This is a genomic window from Candidatus Accumulibacter sp. ACC012 (assembly GCF_907163155.1).
GTDB classification, from domain to species: domain Bacteria; phylum Pseudomonadota; class Gammaproteobacteria; order Burkholderiales; family Rhodocyclaceae; genus Accumulibacter; species Accumulibacter delftensis.
This window is the reverse complement of the sequence record NZ_CAJQUC010000007.1, coordinates 92,795-109,364: the sequence shown is the minus strand read 5'-3', so window position 1 is coordinate 109,364 and position 16,570 is coordinate 92,795. Positions and strand designations below refer to the sequence as shown.

8 protein-coding genes are annotated in these 16,570 nt (G+C 65.5%); 2 read left to right on the top strand and 6 right to left on the bottom strand.

Translation table 11 applies throughout. The annotated features are described in order from the left end of the window. Window positions 1–17 precede the first annotated feature (17 nt). The 6 genes from QZ648_RS09185 to QZ648_RS09160 all read right to left on the bottom strand — a co-directional run bounded on the left by QZ648_RS09185 (window position 18) and on the right by QZ648_RS09160 (window position 9,076). Complete coding sequence (locus QZ648_RS09185) at window positions 18–1,229, bottom strand: ATP-binding protein (RefSeq protein WP_291996808.1); 1,212 nt, start codon at window positions 1,227–1,229, stop codon at window positions 18–20. 233 nt (window positions 1,230–1,462) lie between these two features. Then, the gene (locus tag QZ648_RS09180; RefSeq protein ID WP_169067818.1) at window positions 1,463–2,029 is read right to left on the bottom strand and encodes a response regulator; all 567 of its coding nucleotides are present in this window, start codon (window positions 2,027–2,029) and stop codon (window positions 1,463–1,465) included. A 20-nt stretch (window positions 2,030–2,049) separates the two neighbouring features. Beyond that, the gene (locus QZ648_RS09175; protein ID WP_169067819.1) at window positions 2,050–3,369 is read right to left on the bottom strand and encodes an HD domain-containing phosphohydrolase; all 1,320 of its coding nucleotides are present in this window, start codon (window positions 3,367–3,369) and stop codon (window positions 2,050–2,052) included. Window positions 3,370–3,605: 236 nt separating this feature from the next. Continuing rightward, window positions 3,606–4,739 (bottom strand): hypothetical protein, encoded by a 1,134-nt coding sequence (locus tag QZ648_RS09170; protein WP_291996807.1) that lies wholly within the window; start codon window positions 4,737–4,739, stop codon window positions 3,606–3,608. Between the two features lie 178 nt (window positions 4,740–4,917). Further along, on the bottom strand, window positions 4,918–7,950 hold the full coding sequence (locus QZ648_RS09165; RefSeq protein WP_291996806.1) for a hypothetical protein: 3,033 nt from the start codon (window positions 7,948–7,950) through the stop codon (window positions 4,918–4,920). 10 nt (window positions 7,951–7,960) lie between these two features. Then, window positions 7,961–9,076: a patatin-like phospholipase family protein gene (locus tag QZ648_RS09160; RefSeq protein ID WP_291996805.1), complete on the bottom strand. Its 1,116-nt coding sequence runs from the start codon at window positions 9,074–9,076 to the stop codon at window positions 7,961–7,963. Between the two features lie 334 nt (window positions 9,077–9,410). Between QZ648_RS09160 and QZ648_RS09155 the strand changes: the two genes are divergently transcribed. Further along, a complete protein-coding gene (locus QZ648_RS09155; RefSeq protein WP_169067822.1) occupies window positions 9,411–10,253 on the top strand; it encodes a caspase family protein in 843 nt (280 codons plus the stop codon). Between the two features lie 104 nt (window positions 10,254–10,357). After that, window positions 10,358–16,531, top strand: a complete 6,174-nt coding sequence (locus tag QZ648_RS09150; protein WP_291996804.1) for a CHAT domain-containing protein — start codon at window positions 10,358–10,360, stop codon at window positions 16,529–16,531. Window positions 16,532–16,570 lie beyond the last annotated feature (39 nt).

Below are 16,570 nucleotides of genomic sequence, written 5' to 3'. Positions count from 1 at the left end.
CGTCGCGCGGATGGTCTTCAATCCGGCAGGCTGACGGTAACCGTGGTGCCGCCATCCACAATGCTGTCAAAGCTGATCTCACCCCCATGTGCGCGTACGATGTCGCGCGCCATGGTCAGCCCCAGGCCGGTTCCCTTGCCGACCGGCCTGGTGGTGTAGAAGGGATCGAAGACGCGCGGCAGGGCGCTTGGCTCGATACCGGCGCCGTTGTCGCTGACCTCGATCAGCGCCTGTTGACCGTCGAAACGGCTGCACACACGCACTTCGCCGGTTGCTCCTCGAGCTTCGATAGCCTGAACCGCGTTGTTGAGGATTGCCAGCAAGGCCTGCGCCAGATGGCCGGGTAAACACAGGAGCGGCTTTACGACACCCAGCTCGCAAACCAGCGCCGCGCCAGGAAGAAGCCTTTTCTCCGCCATCGCGCACGCGGAACGGATGAGTTGGTTGAGGTCGACGACATCTTCCTCCGGTTTGTCGATGTTGGAAAAACCCTTGAGGTCGCTGACGATTCGCGCCACCCTGTCGACGCCGCCGATGCTGTCGTGCAGCAGCGCGGAAAAGTCTTCGAGAAGAAAGTCGACATCGGCTGCGGCGATGAGCGCGTTGCCACCCGCCAGCCTCTTGAGCGCTGCGGCCAGGTCGGCAAGTTTGCCGAGATAGGTTTCGGCCGTGCGCAGGTTGCTGCGCACAAAAGCGATGGGATTGTTGATCTCGTGCGCAACGCCTGCGGCCAGCGCGCCCACCGAGGCGAGGCGTTCAGCCTGGTAGGCCTGGCGCTGGCTTTCGTCGAGCAGGTTCACCTGCGCGGCGACGCGGCCCGCAAAGTCTTCCGCAAGGGCCTGCTGCCGGGCTTCCGATTCTGCCAGCGCGGCGCTTTGTTGCGCCAGTGCTGCGGCGTGCGCCCGGTGTTCGGCCTGCTGTTCGGCCTGTTGTTTGGCCCGCTGTGTGGCAGATTCGCTCCTCAGGCAGGTCGCTGCGCCGAGCAGCAGTTCAGCGATCACCCTCGCCGCTGCCTGGCGCGCGGCGGGCAAAGCCTGTGGCGCCTGCAGGTAAGCGACAGCTTCGTGTTCGCACAGGATCTCGATCCGCGCGTCCGCCGGCAGCGCTGCTGCGCCGCCAATCACCGTGCCAGCCAGGTCCTGGAGGGCGACTGGAGAATCGAGCAGCAGGCTCAAGGATGCGCACAGGCGATCCATGTCCGCCGGCCGCAGCAAGGCAGCCAGGGACAAATGTGGATCGAAGTTAGGAGCTGCTGCGGACAAAGCGCCCTCGCGGTGTTGTGTGGAGCAGACGCGCCGTCGCCCGACGCTGGCGTACGAGCGTGTCGGCGAACGATACGCCCTAAGTGCGGGTGTGTGCAGCTTTTCATGAAGCCAGGGGGAAGGTCTTGGCTCCGGTCTTGCCGCCGGTCTTGCCGCCGGTCTTGCCGTGCCAGTCATGCCTGCGCTGCAAGGCGAGCGTTTCAGTCGCGCTTCAGCGCGTCCGGGTCGAGCATTACCGAGCCGTCCGGCCCCCATAGTACGTGCGTGATGCCAGGTTCCAGCGCTTCCAGTCGCTTGCGCTCGAAATCTTCGGCAGTGAGCAGGCCTTGCTTGAGGCGTGCCTGGTCGGCGATCTTCTGGGTTTCGTTCTGCAGTTCCTGAAACGCCAGGGCTTGCCCGATGGTCGCCACGAGCTCGTAATCATTCCACGGTTTGGCGATGAAGCGGATGATGCCCGCTTCGTTGATCGCCGCGATCAAGCCATTCAGGTCGGTGTAGCCGGAAAGAATCAGTCTTGCGGCGTTCGGTTGCAGCTCACGAAACTGCTTGAGAAAGGCGACGCCGTCCATGCCCGGCATGCGGTAGTCGGAGAGCACCAGATCGTAAGGCGTCTCGAAGGCATTCTCCAGGGCCTGCATGGGGTCATTGCAGCTGTCCACGGTGAGCGGAAACACTTTGCCGCCGCTTGCGCAGGGCGTCATCGCCAGGAGTCTGCGCAAGGATTTGAGAATGCTGTCTTCGTCATCGACGATCAGGATACGGGGCATTTCGGGGCTCCTCCTCGAAGCTAGTGCGGCATGCTGTCGCGGCGGATGTGCAGTACCAGCGACAAGGCTTCGCGCTTCGCGTAGGCCTGTATCTCGCGTACCAGCTTGGCGTCCAGCAGGTAGTCGGCGGCGAGCAGCAAGCTGCCGTCACGCGCTATCAAATCGCGGGCCAGTACCATCCCGACCTGGAGCCTGTCTACCGGCACCTGCAACTCGTGCTCGCCATCTTCAATCGGTGCGTTGTGGAGATCCAGCAGCGCGTCGATGACCACCGGGCAGTAACGCTTGCCACACGATTTGACGAGCAGGCTCTTGGCTTCGTCGGCGTTGAATCGCCTCTCGGAAAGGGTGCCGATCTGCAGACCGTCATAGTCGTTGGCGACCGCCAGAATGCGCGCGCCCAGCGGGATCGCGAGCCCGGCGAGGCCATCTGGAAAGCCCTGGCCATCGAAGTGCTCGTGATGCGCCCGGATGAGGTCGGCGACCGGCTTCAGATCGGGCAGCGGCAGCAGTGCGTTGGCGCCAACGAGACTGTGCTTGCGGTAACGTGCCAATTCCTCGCCTTTCAACTTCGGCACCGGCTTGGCAAACATCGCATCGGGGAAGCCGATCTTGCCGATATCGTGGAGCAGGCCGGCGATGAAGATATTCTGTTGCGTCTTGGCATCTAGCTTCAGCTTGATTGCCAGCTTGCGCGCCAGGTCGGCGACGCGACGGGCGTGCCCACCGACCGATCCATCGCGTAACTCCAGCAGAGTCGAGAAGATCTTGATCGAGACCAGAAAACTCTGTTTGAGCGTGTCGTTGGCGATGTTGAGGAAGCCATTGACCTGCTCGATCTCGGCAGTACGTGCCCTGACCCGCGCCTCGAGGTCGCTGTTGAGTGCTTTCAGCTCGTCGTTCTGGCTTTGGGTCAAGGCCAGCAGGCGGCTGTTTTCACCCTGCAGCTGTTGCCGTTCCAGGGCGTCGCGGACAATCAGCACGATATCGTGGTCGTCCCAGGGCTTGGCGATGTAACGGTAGATCTCGCCCTTGTTGATGGCGTTGACGGTCGCGGTCATGTCCGCATAGCCGGTGAGCAGTATGCGCACCGCTCGCGGCCATTCGGCACGCACCCGTTCGAGAAACTGGGCGCCATCCATCTCCGGCATGCGCATGTCGGAAATCACCAGGTCGACGTTTTCCCGGGCCAGCAGATCCAGTCCGGCGGCACCGCCTTCGGCGGTCAGAATTCGATAGCCGCAGGGCCGGAAAAGTCGGCGCAGGGCGCTAAGGATCGACGGCTCGTCATCTACCAGGAGCAGCGTCGGTGGGGCCGGCGGCGAAGTCTGTTCGCTCATTTTCTCGCATCAGTTGTTTCGGCATTACGGCAGGCATGCGCCGCGTCGGGGGAGGAATCCCTCTGCCCGAGCAGTAGCAGAAGCATCGCCGGCAGCTTGTGATTTTCCCGTCAGTTTTGCACTTTACTCCATTCGCCACGGCCCTTGCATCCCTTGTCGACCCGTTCTGGCAGTATGCGCAGTCGTGGTTTGCTCGGCGCGTCCCCGCGCCAGGCGGGGTGCCGGAGCGCGAGGTCTCAAAGCTCGATGCGATACGGCGCATTGGCGACCGGGTTGTACTCGGCACGATAGCGCAGTTCAGCCTGCCGAGCCGGCGCAGCCCAGCCGAGCGTCGTCTTGCTGGCATAGTTGAAGCACAGCGTCGGTGCTTGCTGCAGCGAGCGGGCGATGATGCGCTGCATCGCTTCGGCATCGGGGTGTCGGAAGCGACTGCCATTGGTGCTGACCAGAAAGCGCGGACTGTCGATCAGCGCCAGCAACTCGTCGCTGACGTTGCCGGCGCTGCCATGGTGAGCGACTTTCACCGCGTCGACCCTGAGGATGGGCTGGCCGCGTTGTTGCAGCAGGCGTTTTAGCGAGGCGGTGATCACCTCGTGGTAGGCGTCGGCCAGGAAAAGGCAGGACTTGCCGGCGAATTCGGCCAGGAAGGCGATCGAACTGCCGTTGGCGGCCGATTTGTCGACTTTCAGCTGGCGTTCGAGCAGGCTGTCGAGTTCGGGTGTGGTGCCGAGCAGGCCTTGCCCGGGCAGGTAGGCCTTGAGCTGCGCCAGGCGTTGCCAGGCGGCGTCGAGATCGCCGGGGGTGACGCTCGGGCCAAGGTCCTTTTCCCAGGCCTTGCGCATCTGCGCCAGCGTCGCCGGTGTCGGCGACAGCAGGGTCAGCTTCAAGCCGCCGGCCAGCGTGCGTTCGGGCAGCGGGCCGTCGTCAGGGACCACCACTGCCTGCCCGGAAAACGCCCCGTTCCATTGCTCGTCTTCAAAACGGCGAACGATCAGGGCGCTGAGGAACTCGCCCTGCTTGCCGCCCAGGACGCGTCCGCCGCTGCTCAGATGGTTCCAGCCGTTGAACCACAGGTCGATGACCCGGATCGGCAGCGGCTGATTGGCGAGCAGGCGCACGATGCCTTCGACATGATCGGTATCAACGTGGCTCATGACCACCAGCTCGAAACGCCGGTCGCCGGCCGGCAGTGCGTCCAGGCGTGCCTCGAGATGCTTGTAGGTGGCTATCGGGCCTCCGTCGATGAGCAGCCGGCGCGTGCGTGAGCTGTCGCCGTATTCGACGAACAGGCAGTCGCCGTGCAGTGCCGGCAGCATTTCGATGCGAAAAAAGCGGCTGTCCTTACCCAGGTCGCTCGGCGTGCTCATCATTGATCTCCAGTTACTGTGAAAGTCGCGTACGCGACTCACGAAACTCCCTTCTCCCCTCGCGGGAGAAAGGCCAGGGGTGAGGCGGGGAATTCAGGGAGCATGCTCCCTGCCCGGCGAACGATTCCGGCATGCAAGCCGGAATGCGCACTGCAAGTGAGAGGGGGAACGGTCATGACCGTCAGAGCCGCCAGTCGGCGTCACCGAAGGCGACGACGCACAAGGCCATTGGCAGACTGTCGAGCAGCGCTTGCCGTTTCGCTGCGCGCAGCGCTTCGCCGAGGCAAGGCACGGCGTCCGGCTGGCGTGCTGTGCCGGACTGCTCGTCGGCGGTCGATTGCCGGTGGATGGCGAGCAGCACTTCGAGCAGCTTTTCGCCGACCCTGACCGCATGCGGGCCGAAGACCGTGGCGATGGTCGAGACGATCACTGCTGCGCCTGCCTGGCGGAAATAGCGGATGTGGTTGGCGTACTGCTGCGCGCTGCTGGCGGTATCGCAGCCGAGCAGCAGCAGCAAGGGGTAGGCGCCCTCGACATGCACGTATTCGCGCGGCAGGCGCAAGGTCTTGAAGGCGATACCACCAATCTCCAGCGCGATGTCCTGGCGTTCGCCGGCATTGTGCGGGAAGGCGACGAGCAGGCTCGGGTGGCTGCCGCTGATCGCCTGTTTCCATTCATCCCAGTTGCCGGCGACCTGCACCGCTTGCGGCAACTGCTGGCGCAAGGCAGCGAGCAGCGGCGCCACCTCGCCGGCCTTGACCTCCTGGCTGTAAGCGACCAGCGCGCCCTGGTCGAGTTGCAGGCGAACGCGTGTGCCCACCGGTTCGGCCTGGACGATCACCTCGGCCTGGTTGGGGACGTCGATCGCGGGGTTGTAAACGTGCCTTTCGATGACTTTGCGCAGACCCCAGAAACCCATCGGGCAGACGTGTCGGCGCGGCTCTTTCTGGCCGGCGCAGGCTTGCGGACAAGCGCCGTCGGCAAGTGCCTGCAGGGCGTTCGGACAGAAGTCGACTCCGGCATCGTCGTCGGGCGGCGGGTACTGGTAGATGAACTCGAAGGGAACGACGGCGTCGGCGCGGGTGCTGACGAGCTGAATGTGCGTGGCCTCGTCGACGTCCATGCCTTCGCTTTGCAGCGGCTGCAGGTTGTCGATCACCAGGCTCGAGTAGAGGTCGGCGCCGAGACGCGCCAGTTTGATGAACAGCTTGCGGTTGTCGCCGCTGGTCAGCCCGTCGCTGTAGTCGGCGACGCTGTGCGCGACCTCGGAGAGGAGCTGGTTGATGCTGGCGATCGGCTCGTCGATACCGCTCAGGTCCTTGGCCCAGGCGCGCTTGCCGGCAATGCCGGTGAGTAGCGGCCGCTGCTGATTGCTGTGGTTGAGGATGAAAGAGGCGTCGAAACGCCGCCGCGAGCCGAGTTCGCCCCAGTTTTCACGCACGCGCGCTTCAAGCTGCTGGCTGATCACTTCGCCGGCGCTGCTGGCGTCAAGGGCTTCATCAGCGGCGGCCACGCGGCTGTGGATGAGCACTGTCTGCAGCACGCGGCCGCGGTGCAGAACACTGACCCGGCCTTCGAAAGCGGCCACGATGCGCGGCGTAAAGACGAACTCGGCGACGCTGCTCGGCCCGACGCGCGGCAAGAGCAGTTGTCCGAGCAGCGGCGCGTCGAGTTGCGTCGGCTCGTGAAAGACCACCTGCAGTCGATGCGGCCGCTGACTGCGCGGAAGTTCGTGTGCCGGAAAGGCTGCCGGGGCGGAGTGCCATTGTTCGTCCGGCGGGCCGATGCGCAGGCGCAGCATGATCGGTACGCCGACCTGCAGGCGCCGCCGTTCTTCGACCAGTTGCTCCGTGTGCTTGCGCCAGAAGCTGTGCTGGATGAAGCGCTGCTCGCCTTGCTCGACGGCTGCCGCTGCCCCACTGGCGCGCATCTCGTCGGCGATTTCGGCCAGCGCAGCCGCTTCGTCGGACTCGTGATCATAGCCGTAGCGGGCGCTGGACTCGTCAATGCCTTGGGCCAGCAGATGCGGCGAGACGCTGCGCGCAGACGGCAGCGCATGTCCCGCGCGTCCGGAGTGCTGGCCGCGGTCAGCGCCTTCAACCCCGCCCGCGGTGCCGCGCGTGCCGCGCGTCAGCGTTGCGGCGACGCGATCGGGATCGCCGACGAGGCGCCACAACGAGTGTTCGCTGACCGCCAGTTCGGCATCCGCGGGGAGGGCTCGCAGGCGCGCGGTCAGCGTGCCGAGAGAATGCGACAGGGTACTGATGCGCAGCAGGTCGTCACCGAGGACGGCCGTGATGCCCTGGCCGAAAGCCTCTGCCAGGGCGATGTCCAGCGCTGTGTTGTGGCTCAGGGCGTCGGCAAAGTGTTGCAGTGCTGGCAAGGCCGGGCCGCTGCTGGCGTCGGCGAGCGCGCCGGCGGTAGCGAAAGGCGCGACGCAGACCACTCCCTCGGCCGCCAGCTCTCCGGCGACAATGCGGAGCAGGGCCTTGCTGTCGTCGCTAGCGTCCAGCCCACCAAGGATCAGCACCAGCGCCGCCCGGCTCGGCGAACGCCGGCTCAGCAAGCGGGCTGCGGTTTGTCGCAGTGAGCCACTGAAGACGAGCACTTCAAGACGTGGCGTGGCGCGGCCGGCGACGCCGAAGCGATAGGGCCAGGGTTGCGGTCGTGGTACAGGCGTGTTGGCAAATGCGTTGGCGAGGCGATCGTCAGGCAGCACTGCGATCTGGAAAGGCAGCTGCCAATCGATGCGTCCGTCAGCAGCGAAAGCGTCGGCGACGAAGACGCTCGCGGCGCCGACCGCAGGGTGCTGCAGCGTTTGCAGCATCGGCAGCAGGGTGTTCCAGCTCTGCGCGTGGCTGCGTACGGCGAGACGCGGCCCGGCATGCGTCTGACCAACAAATGCCGACCACGCGGCGGCGAGCAAACTGGCCGCCGGCCAGCTATCGACCAGGTCGGCGCTCGGCGGCTGCCAGGCGAGCAGGCCGCGCTTCTGCTCCCCCTCCCGGTCTTGATCCGGTGGCCGCGCCTGTTCCTGGCCGGCCTCGACAAGAAGACGGGCGATGCTCGCGGCCGTGTCGGCTGCCGAGTCGTCGCTGCTGCCGACGACCAGCGGCGACGCCGCCAGCCAGGTCCCCAGCGCGGCCAGCGCCTGCGCAAAGCCCGCGTCGTCGACGGCGAGGCTCCAGGTGGCGAGATATTGGCGATCGATCATGGTCGGCCTCTCAGTGCAGCGGCCACGCCCCGACCGGCCAGCCCTGCGGCGCGTCGAGCGCTAGCTCCGTGCGCGTGCGCAGTGCGGTGTCGGTGAGGGCGTAGCCCCAGTTGATCAATTGCCCCTGCTCCTTCGCCGTGAACGCCTTGAGCCGGGTCGGGATATTCTGCAGCGCGGCGGTGACGGCGTTGTCGCTGGCCAGCGCATCATGATCGTCGTAGGCGTCGATCGCACTGCCGATTCCCCAGTAAGCTCCGCGCCGAACCCCGCTCTCAAAATCGCCAATCAGCGAGCGCCTGCGCAGCGCCCGTGTCTGTTCGATCAGGATGTCGCGCACCCGGCCGAGCTGCAACAGATCGTCCTCGAAGGGCGACTCGTCGATCTCGAAGGGTGCTCCGGCGTCGCTGACGAGAACGAAATCAAGCTTGTCGAGCAGTGCTTCGACTCCCATGTTGTCGGAGATGCGGCCGTCGGCAAGCACGATGCGTTGGCGCAACTGGTCGAGATTGGCCAGCTTGCCCTGTGGCTCCTCCCAGGCGCCGGTTTCCGTCTTCAGCACCACCGGCGAGAAGATCGGCGGGACAGCGCTGGATGCGGCGATGGCCGCGGCGAGAGGCACTTCAGTCTTGTACGAAATACCCAGGACGCAGTCCGCGATGTAGTCCTGACGAAAAAGGAAGCTGCGCCCGGTCTGCATGTTCGTGGCGTAGAAGATGAAGCGTGGCGCGTGGTTTTCGGCGGGGGTTGCGATCTGACGCAGCAGCGTTTCGCCGAACAGGTCTTTGGCGTAGCGCCTGGCCAGAATCTCGCCGGACGACCGGAACGGCGTCAGGTGGCCGCGGAGGGCGGTGCTGACGTCGATGGTCTGATTGCAGAACTCGCGTACCGGTTGCGCGACCACTTCTTCGAAGTTGCTGGCCTGATCGTCGACGAAGTTGAGTTGCCGCCAGCGGTGAGCCAGCACGCCGGCCACAATCGAGCCGCCGGAAACGCTGCTGATCCGCGTCAGGCGGCGCAGCAGCCCGCCCTCGTTGAGCCGCCAGAGAGTGCCCAGGCCGAAAAGCGTCGCCCGGAATCCGCCGCCGGACAAGGACAGGCCGATAGTCGGCTGTTGGTCAGTGTTCATCGGAGTCCTCCTGCAGATTGTGGCAAGCCCCGGTCGATGGGCTTCCGGGCAGCGTTTGCCGACCTGATTCAGTGCTGCCCGGCAGCGTGCTGCTACCCACTGAAGGATAGGAAATCTCGTGGCATGTGGGGAGAGTATCCTTATTCTCGGCAAGTGTGGTCAAACCTGCGTGGGTGCGAGTTTACGCAGCACCGGTAATGGCCATCGACGCCAGGCAAGCCGACCGAGCAACGGCGAGGTTTGTTATTGCCTGTGCGCTTGCTAGACTGAGGACCGTAGTTTGCAGTCCGCAGTCCACGAGCAACCATCACCGATCAATCGACAGGAGGCAGTTATGAGCAAGCGCGCACTTTGTATGGGGATCAACAACTACCCCGGTACGCACATGGATCTCAGTGGTTGTGTCAACGACGCCAACGATTGGGCTGCCGAGCTCGCCGGGCGTGGCTTTGCGGTCAGCAAGCTGATCGACAGCCAGGCCACCAAGGCGGCGATGTTCAACGCCATCCAGTCGCTGATTACCGGCGGGGTCAGTGGCGATGTGCTGGTGATTACCTATTCCGGACACGGGACCTATGTGCCCGACACCAACGGCGACGAGATTGACGGCCTCGACGAGGCGCTTTGCCCCTACGACATTCAGACCGGTGGGGGAGCGCTGATCGATGACGAGATCAACACCCTGTTTTCGGCGCGCAAGGCCGGTGTGCGCTTGCTGTTGATCTCCGACAGTTGCCACTCGGGTACCGTGACCCGTGCCGCGGCTGCCGACCCGGACGCCGACGATTCGCTGCGTCCTCGTTTTATGCCGATGGGCAACTGGCTGGCGGCCAACAAGTTGCCGCACGGCATCAGCGGCCAGCCGCTGACGGCGGTGCCGGTGACCGCGGGAGGCTCGCCGTTTGCCGGCGCGCTGTCGCGAATGATGGGCGATCTGCTGCTGGCGGGCTGCAAGGAGGGGCCGAACAATTTCAGCTACGACGCGCGCATCGCGGGCCGCCCCTGTGGCGCCTTCACCTATTACGCGCTGAAGGCGCTCAAACAGTTGCCGGCCAACGCTACTTACGCGCAGTGGCATGCGGCGATCAACCCGACCTACCTGCCGTCGGCATCGTATCCGCAAAGCCCGCAGATTTTTGGCAGCGAGGATGCGCGCAAGCGCCAGATTTTCACTTGATGGCGGTTCTGTAGCCTGTCCAGATGTCCTGGCGTGACAGGCCGACCTGAGCCGACCCAGGGCGCTCCGGGACCTGGCGTGGCAAGAACTCGATGGAGGCGATGATGGCTGATACCACTACTCTCAACTTCACTGGGCGGCAAAGCGACGAGAAGCAGTTGCCGGCACTGCTGCAGAACGTTCGACGGTCGGCGGGTGAGCCGGAGGATCCTTTCCTGCCGGCCGGCTACCTGAAGACGCGGGCGAGTTTTGAAGTCGGTGCTGCGCTGCGCGCTGCCGGGGCCAGCGTCAGTGCCCAGCAGTATGCGGCGCAGGGCGATGAGGTGCTGGTCATCGAACTCGCCGACGGCGGTGTTCTCATCACCTCGGCCGGCAAGCTCAAGGCTTCGCTGGAGCGCAGCCGACCCGAGCTGATCGGCAGCGACGGGGAGATTCTGTTCGATCAGCTGAGCGGCGACGGGGCTGCGACGCGCGGGCTGCTCGGGGACGCGGTCGGCGGCCTGATCAGCAAGGTCTTTGCGCTGGCGGTAGGGACTGCCAGCGACGAAATCATCGAGGCGGCGAAGAAGAAGCTTGGCGAGCTGGGCAAGGGTGGCGGTGACGGTGACGGCGCCGAGCTGGGGGTCAGCGGGCTGGGTACCAGGGCGCTGATGTGGGCGATCGAGGCGCGGCTGGGTCGGCCGACCGGTGTTTACTGCTGGGACGGCGGACGCAGTGCCACTGAGGCGCAAGACAGCAAGGCGCTGGCGCGCGCGCAGCGCGAGCTGCAGCGCGCCGCTGCCGAGAAGCTGCCGGTGCTGGTTTTCGTGCATGGGACTGGTTCCAATACCGTGGGCAGTTTTGGCGACCTGCCGCTCGACGAGCGCGATCTGTGGAGCGTCCTGCAGCGCCATTTCAGCGGCGGTATCTACGCCTACGAGCACCGCACGCTCTCCGAGAGCCCGATCGAGAACGCCCTGGAGCTGCTGGCGGTGTTGCCTGACGGCCTGCAGCTCAACCTGGTCTCGCACTCGCGCGGCGGCCTGGTTGCCGACCTGCTCTGCCTGCAGGATTTCGATCCGCTGATCGAGCTCTACAAAGCCGATCTGCCGGGCACTGGTGACGCCTACGAGAGCGAGGCTGCCGCGCAAGACGTGCGTCGCGACGTCGACTCGGCGCACGCCGGGCAGCGCGAGCAACTGCGCCAGCTGGCCAGGGTGCTGGCGGACAGGAAGCTGGTCGTGCAGCGCTACGTGCGGGTGGCCAGTCCGGCGCAGGGAACGCGGCTGGCCAGTGGCAACCTGGACCTCTTCCTGTCCGGGATGCTGACCCTGATCGGGCAGGTGCCGTTCTTTTTCGGCAACCCCTTCTATTCGGCTTTCAAACGGGTGGTGCTGGAAATCGCCCACAAGCGCACCAACGCGCATCTGGTTCCCGGCATCGAAGCGATGTTGCCGGATTCACCAATGGCGCGCCTCTTGCGCGACGCACCGGTGCGCGCCGGGATCGAGATGGCGGTGATCGCTGGCGACATCGAAGGCGGCAACCTGCTCAAACGTCTCGGTGTCCTGCTCACCGACTATCTGCTTTTCGACAACGTCGACAACGACCTGGTGGTCGATAGCGACTCGATGTTTGCCGGCATTGCGCCGCAGGCGCGGGCACGGGCGCTGTTCGATCGCGGTGCCGAGGTCTCGCATTTCCGCTACTTCACCAACATCGACACGCGCCTTGCCCTGCGCGACTGGTTGGTGGCCGGCGAGGTCCTGCCGCTGACGGCTTTCCAGGCCTTGCCGGGTCCCTTCTCGGATGGCGAGGCAAGCGCGGTGGAGGAGGGCTCGGGCGCAGGCCGCAGGCGTGCTGCGCGTGCTGAGCGTGCCATATCGCGCTCGCCGGAGACGCCTCGTGCCGATTTGCCGGTGCTTGTCGTGCTGCCCGGGGTGATGGGTTCGCACCTGTCGGTGAATGGTCAGGACCGGGTGTGGTTCGACCCGCTGGATATCGCCAGCGGTGGCCTGAGCAAAATTGCCTGGGAGCAGTCGGGCGTCGAGGCCGAGAAGCTGTTCGAGATGTTCTACGGCGATATCTGCACGTATCTGTCGGCCAGTCACCGCGTCGAGCCCTTCGCCTACGACTGGCGGCAACCGCTGGATGTGCTCGCCGAGCGCTTTGCCGAATTCCTCGATCGCTTGCTGCGCGAGACCACGCAGCCGGTGCGCCTGCTCGCGCACAGCATGGGCGGACTGGTGGTGCGCGCCAGCATTCACAAGCGCCGTGCAGTGCTCGACGCGCTGATGGCGCGCGACGGTGCGCGCCTGGTGATGCTCGGGACGCCCAATCAGGGCGCCTACTCGATGGTCGAGAACCTGCTCGGCAAGGGTGATACGCTGCGCTCGCTGGTGCGTCTCGACGTTCGCCACGATATGCGGGAAGTGCTGCAGATCGTCTCCGGTTTTCGCGGTGCGCTGCAGTTGCTGCCCAAGCGCGGCTTCGTCGATACCTTCCAGGGGCAGCCCGACGGTGGCGACGACAAGCAGGATTTCTGGCTGGCCAAGACCTGGGTCAACTACCAGGAGAAAGTCTTCGATTTCTGGTTCGGAAACGGCAATTCGGCGACACCGAGCCAGCCACAGCTCGACGCGGCGAACTGGCTTTGGCAACAGGACGGCGAGGCAAGGCCGGCGCTCCCCGAGGCCTATGCAAGCAAAGCCGTCTATGTCTTTGGGGTGGCGCGCAATACCCCGTGCGGAATACGCGAGGTGAAAGGGCGCCTGAAAATGGTCGGCACCAGCCAGGGCGACGGCACTGTCACCTGGGCTTCCGGGCGCATCGGCAATGTCGCCAGTCACTACTATCTGCCCGCCAAGCATGGCGATCTGCCGTCGACCAGCGCGTACTTTCCGGCGCTTGGCGAACTGCTGAGCAGCGGCGTCACCAGCGCCCTGCTGAGCAGCCCGCCGGCGGTGCGCGGCGAAGAGCAGCCGCTACCGCTGACCTACGATGCCGGGCCGCCGACGCTCGACGGCGGCGAGGCCGTGGCACGCGGTCTGCTCGGCGGTTCGCCGCGCAGTCGTGTCGCGGCGCGGCCGAAGCGCCGCCTGGAGGTCAAGGTCAAGGCCATGGACCTGCGTTTCCTGGCCCAACCCGTTCTGCTCGGTCACTACGAGCAGGATCCGATTGCTGGCGCCGAGGCGCTGATCGACAGCGAACTACTCGATGGTGACCTCACCCAGCGCTACAACCTCGGCCTTTACGCCGGCCCGCGCGGCACGGCGAGCGTCGTCCTGCGCGTTCCCAACGAGCAGGAGCGCCGCCGCGGCAGCCTCACTGGGGCGATTGTTACCGGTCTTGGCGCCTACGACGGCAACCTCAGTGTCGGCGATCTGATCGAGGCGGTGCGCGCCGGTGTCCTGCGCTACCTGCTGCAGGTCATCGACGTCCTGGGCAAGGACGAACGCGAACTGCCGCTGGCGGCGCTGTTGCTCGGTTACAACTCTTCGGCGAACCTCTCGGTCGCGGCGTCTGTCGAGGCGTTGTTGCGTGGCGTCATGGAAGCCAACGCACGTTTCTACGAGACGACACGACTCGATATTCGCGTGGCTCGCCTTGACATCGTCGAGCTCTATCAGGATACGGCGATTACCGCCGTCTACGCGCTGCGGCGAATGCCCGACCGGCTCGCCGAACTGACCCGGCGCTATGACGTGGCGCTGGTCTGTTGGCCGGAGCTCGAACAGGGCGAAGGCCTGCGTCGGCGCCTGTTCGACAGCGGCAATCCGAGTTACTGGCCACGGCTGATCGTCACCGACGCCGATCGCCACGAGCAGGGCCTGGCCGTTCGCCTGCCGGCGTGCGACGGCGCCAAGGCCGGCGACACTGGCCAAGGGGGCGCCTCGCAAGGTGCGCCGCGACAGCGCACGGCGATCGCCGAACGGCTACGCTTTCTCTACGTCGGCCAGCGTGCGCGCGCCGAGTCGGTGGTCCTCCAGCGGCAACCGGGCCTGGTCGAAAAACTCGTGCGCCAGCAGATCCAGAGGCCGGTGTGGCGCGAGGACTTCGGTCGCGTGCTCTTCCAGTTGATGGTGCCGCACGACTTCAAGGATGCCGCACGACAGCTCGAAAGCATCGTCCTGGTGGTCGACGACTACACTGCCAACCTGCCGTGGGAATTGATGTTTGCCGATGATCAGCGGGGTGCGGGGGAAAAGCTGCCACTGGCCTTGCGTACCCCGGTGGTACGGCAGCTTGCGGCCATGCAGTTCCGTCGCCAGGTGCGGCAGGGGCTGGAGCGCACGGCCTTTGTCGTTGGCAATCCATCCGTTGACGGTTTTGTTGCGGCTTTTCCGGATCGGCGGCAGCCAGATGCCCTCGACCCGCCACCGCTGCCGGGCGCAGAGGAGGAAGCTACGCAGGTGGCTGCCATCCTGCAGGGCCTTGCCTACCAGGTAGTCGCCGAGATCGGCAGCGACCGCAACGCATCTGACGTGCTGACACGCCTCTACCAGCAGCCCTATCGGCTGCTGCATATCTCGGCGCACGGTATTTTCGACCAGCAGCACGTCGATGGCTGCCGCCGTTCGGGCGTCGTTCTTTCCGATGGTCTGTTGATTACTGCCGCCGAGATCCGCGCCATGGAAAGCGTGCCCGAACTCGTTTTCCTGAGCTGCTGCCACCTTGGCAAGGTCGATACGGGCAGCGCCAAGGGAGCAAACGACAACAGCGGCGAGCGCACGCTGCAAGACGGCAACCTGTTGGCGGCCAGCGTCGCGCGCGAGTTGATCAATATCGGTGTGCGTTGCGTGGTCGTTGCCGGCTGGGCAGTGGACGACAAGGGTGCGATGATCTTCGGCAAAGCTTTCTACGAGAGCCTGCTGCTCGAAGGCCGCCCCTTCGGGCAGGCGGTTTTCGAAGCCAGGCGGGCGGTGTGGCAGGCCAATCGCGAAGACATCACCTGGGGCGCCTACCAGGCCTATGGCGAACCGGGTTGGCTGGCCGAGCCGCGCCTGTCGGGCAAAGCCGCTGCCGCGGTCGCCTATGTCTCGCCCGACGAATTGCTCGACGAACTGTCCAGTCGCCGTGCGGCGCTGGCGCGTGCCAGTGAGCGGCAGACCCGGCGCGAGCTTGACGCGCAGGTGAGCAGCATCGAGGCTTTGCTCAGGGAGCGTTGTCCGGCAGGCTGGTTACGCCTACCGGTCCTGCAGTCGGCGCTGGCGAGCGTGTGGGCGGACCTCGGTGAATTCGCCAAGGCGCGGGCGGCTTACCTCGACGCGATCCAGTCCGAAGATGGTGACGGTCGGGTGCCGATACGCGACATCGAGCAGTTGGCCAATATCGAGGCGCGCATGGGCGAGCAGGATGAAGGTGACGAAGGTGACGATAAGGACGGCAGCGCACTGAACTTGATCGAGAGCGCGCTCGAACGTCTGCGCGCTCTCGACGCTCTGGTCTCGCATGCGGCGGGTGAGGCGGCTAGCGGTCAGGTCAATAGCGAACGTTGCGCACTGCGCGGCAGTGCTGCCAAGCGCAAGGCCAATGTTTTTGCACGCCGGGCGCTCGCCGCCGACGCCGCGACGGGAAGCGTGAGCGAAGCGGGCAGCAAAGGGGGGCAGCTGGGAAGTGAGGGCGCGCTGGCGCAGATGGACCAGGCTTTGCGCGACAGCGCTGGTTTTTACCGGCAAGGCGAGGGACGGCCGGGCGATGCGGCTTTCCGATCCTACAACGCGCTCAACCGGCTGGCGATCGAGGCTTTGTTGGTGCCGGCAGATGGCGAGCGGCAAGGGGAGGGGGAGGGCAACGCGGCCAACACCGACATCGAGGCCATTGCCCTGGCGCGTTACTGCCGTTCCGCGGCCCGCGACGCTTACGCCCGCAGTGCCGATTTCTGGGACGCGATGCGCGAGCCTGAGGCGCTGCTCGTCGAGCACCTGCTCGATGCTCGGCTCATGCAGTCCGGAGCTGTCGGCCAACTGGCGTTCGACGAAGTGACGCGTGCTTACCAGGAGACGCTGTCCTCTCTTTGCCTCAAGCCGAAGCAACTCGACTCGGTGCTTGCGCAGATTTGCCTGTTGTCGCGATTCTGTGACGCTCGCTCCCTCGCTCACGATCATGGTCACGGGGGCGGCGGCTGGCAGTTGGCGGCCGACCGCCTGATCGCCCTTGCTGAAGGCCTCAGGCCCGGCGCATGCCAGCGCGGCGATCGCCCGCATGGTGCGACGCCGGTTGCGGCGGCGTTGGCGAAAGCGCTGCCGTCGAAGGCAGCGGCCAGTGCCGGGCGTCAACGCGCGACGCGGAAACGCTAGGTGCGTTTGTCGCCTCCGCCGCTTGTGGTAGGGGACGCG

Coding starts and splice junctions, on each gene's coding strand:
- QZ648_RS09180 (WP_169067818.1), bottom strand. CDS start 2,029: ATGCCCCGTATCCTGATCGTCGATGACGAAGACAGCATTCTCAAATCC.
- QZ648_RS09175 (WP_169067819.1), bottom strand. CDS start 3,369: ATGAGCGAACAGACTTCGCCGCCGGCCCCACCGACGCTGCTCCTGGTA.
- QZ648_RS09170 (WP_291996807.1), bottom strand. CDS start 4,739: ATGATGAGCACGCCGAGCGACCTGGGTAAGGACAGCCGCTTTTTTCGC.
- QZ648_RS09165 (WP_291996806.1), bottom strand. CDS start 7,950: ATGATCGATCGCCAATATCTCGCCACCTGGAGCCTCGCCGTCGACGAC.
- QZ648_RS09160 (WP_291996805.1), bottom strand. CDS start 9,076: ATGAACACTGACCAACAGCCGACTATCGGCCTGTCCTTGTCCGGCGGC.
- QZ648_RS09155 (WP_169067822.1), top strand. CDS start 9,411: ATGAGCAAGCGCGCACTTTGTATGGGGATCAACAACTACCCCGGTACG.
- QZ648_RS09150 (WP_291996804.1), top strand. CDS start 10,358: ATGGCTGATACCACTACTCTCAACTTCACTGGGCGGCAAAGCGACGAG.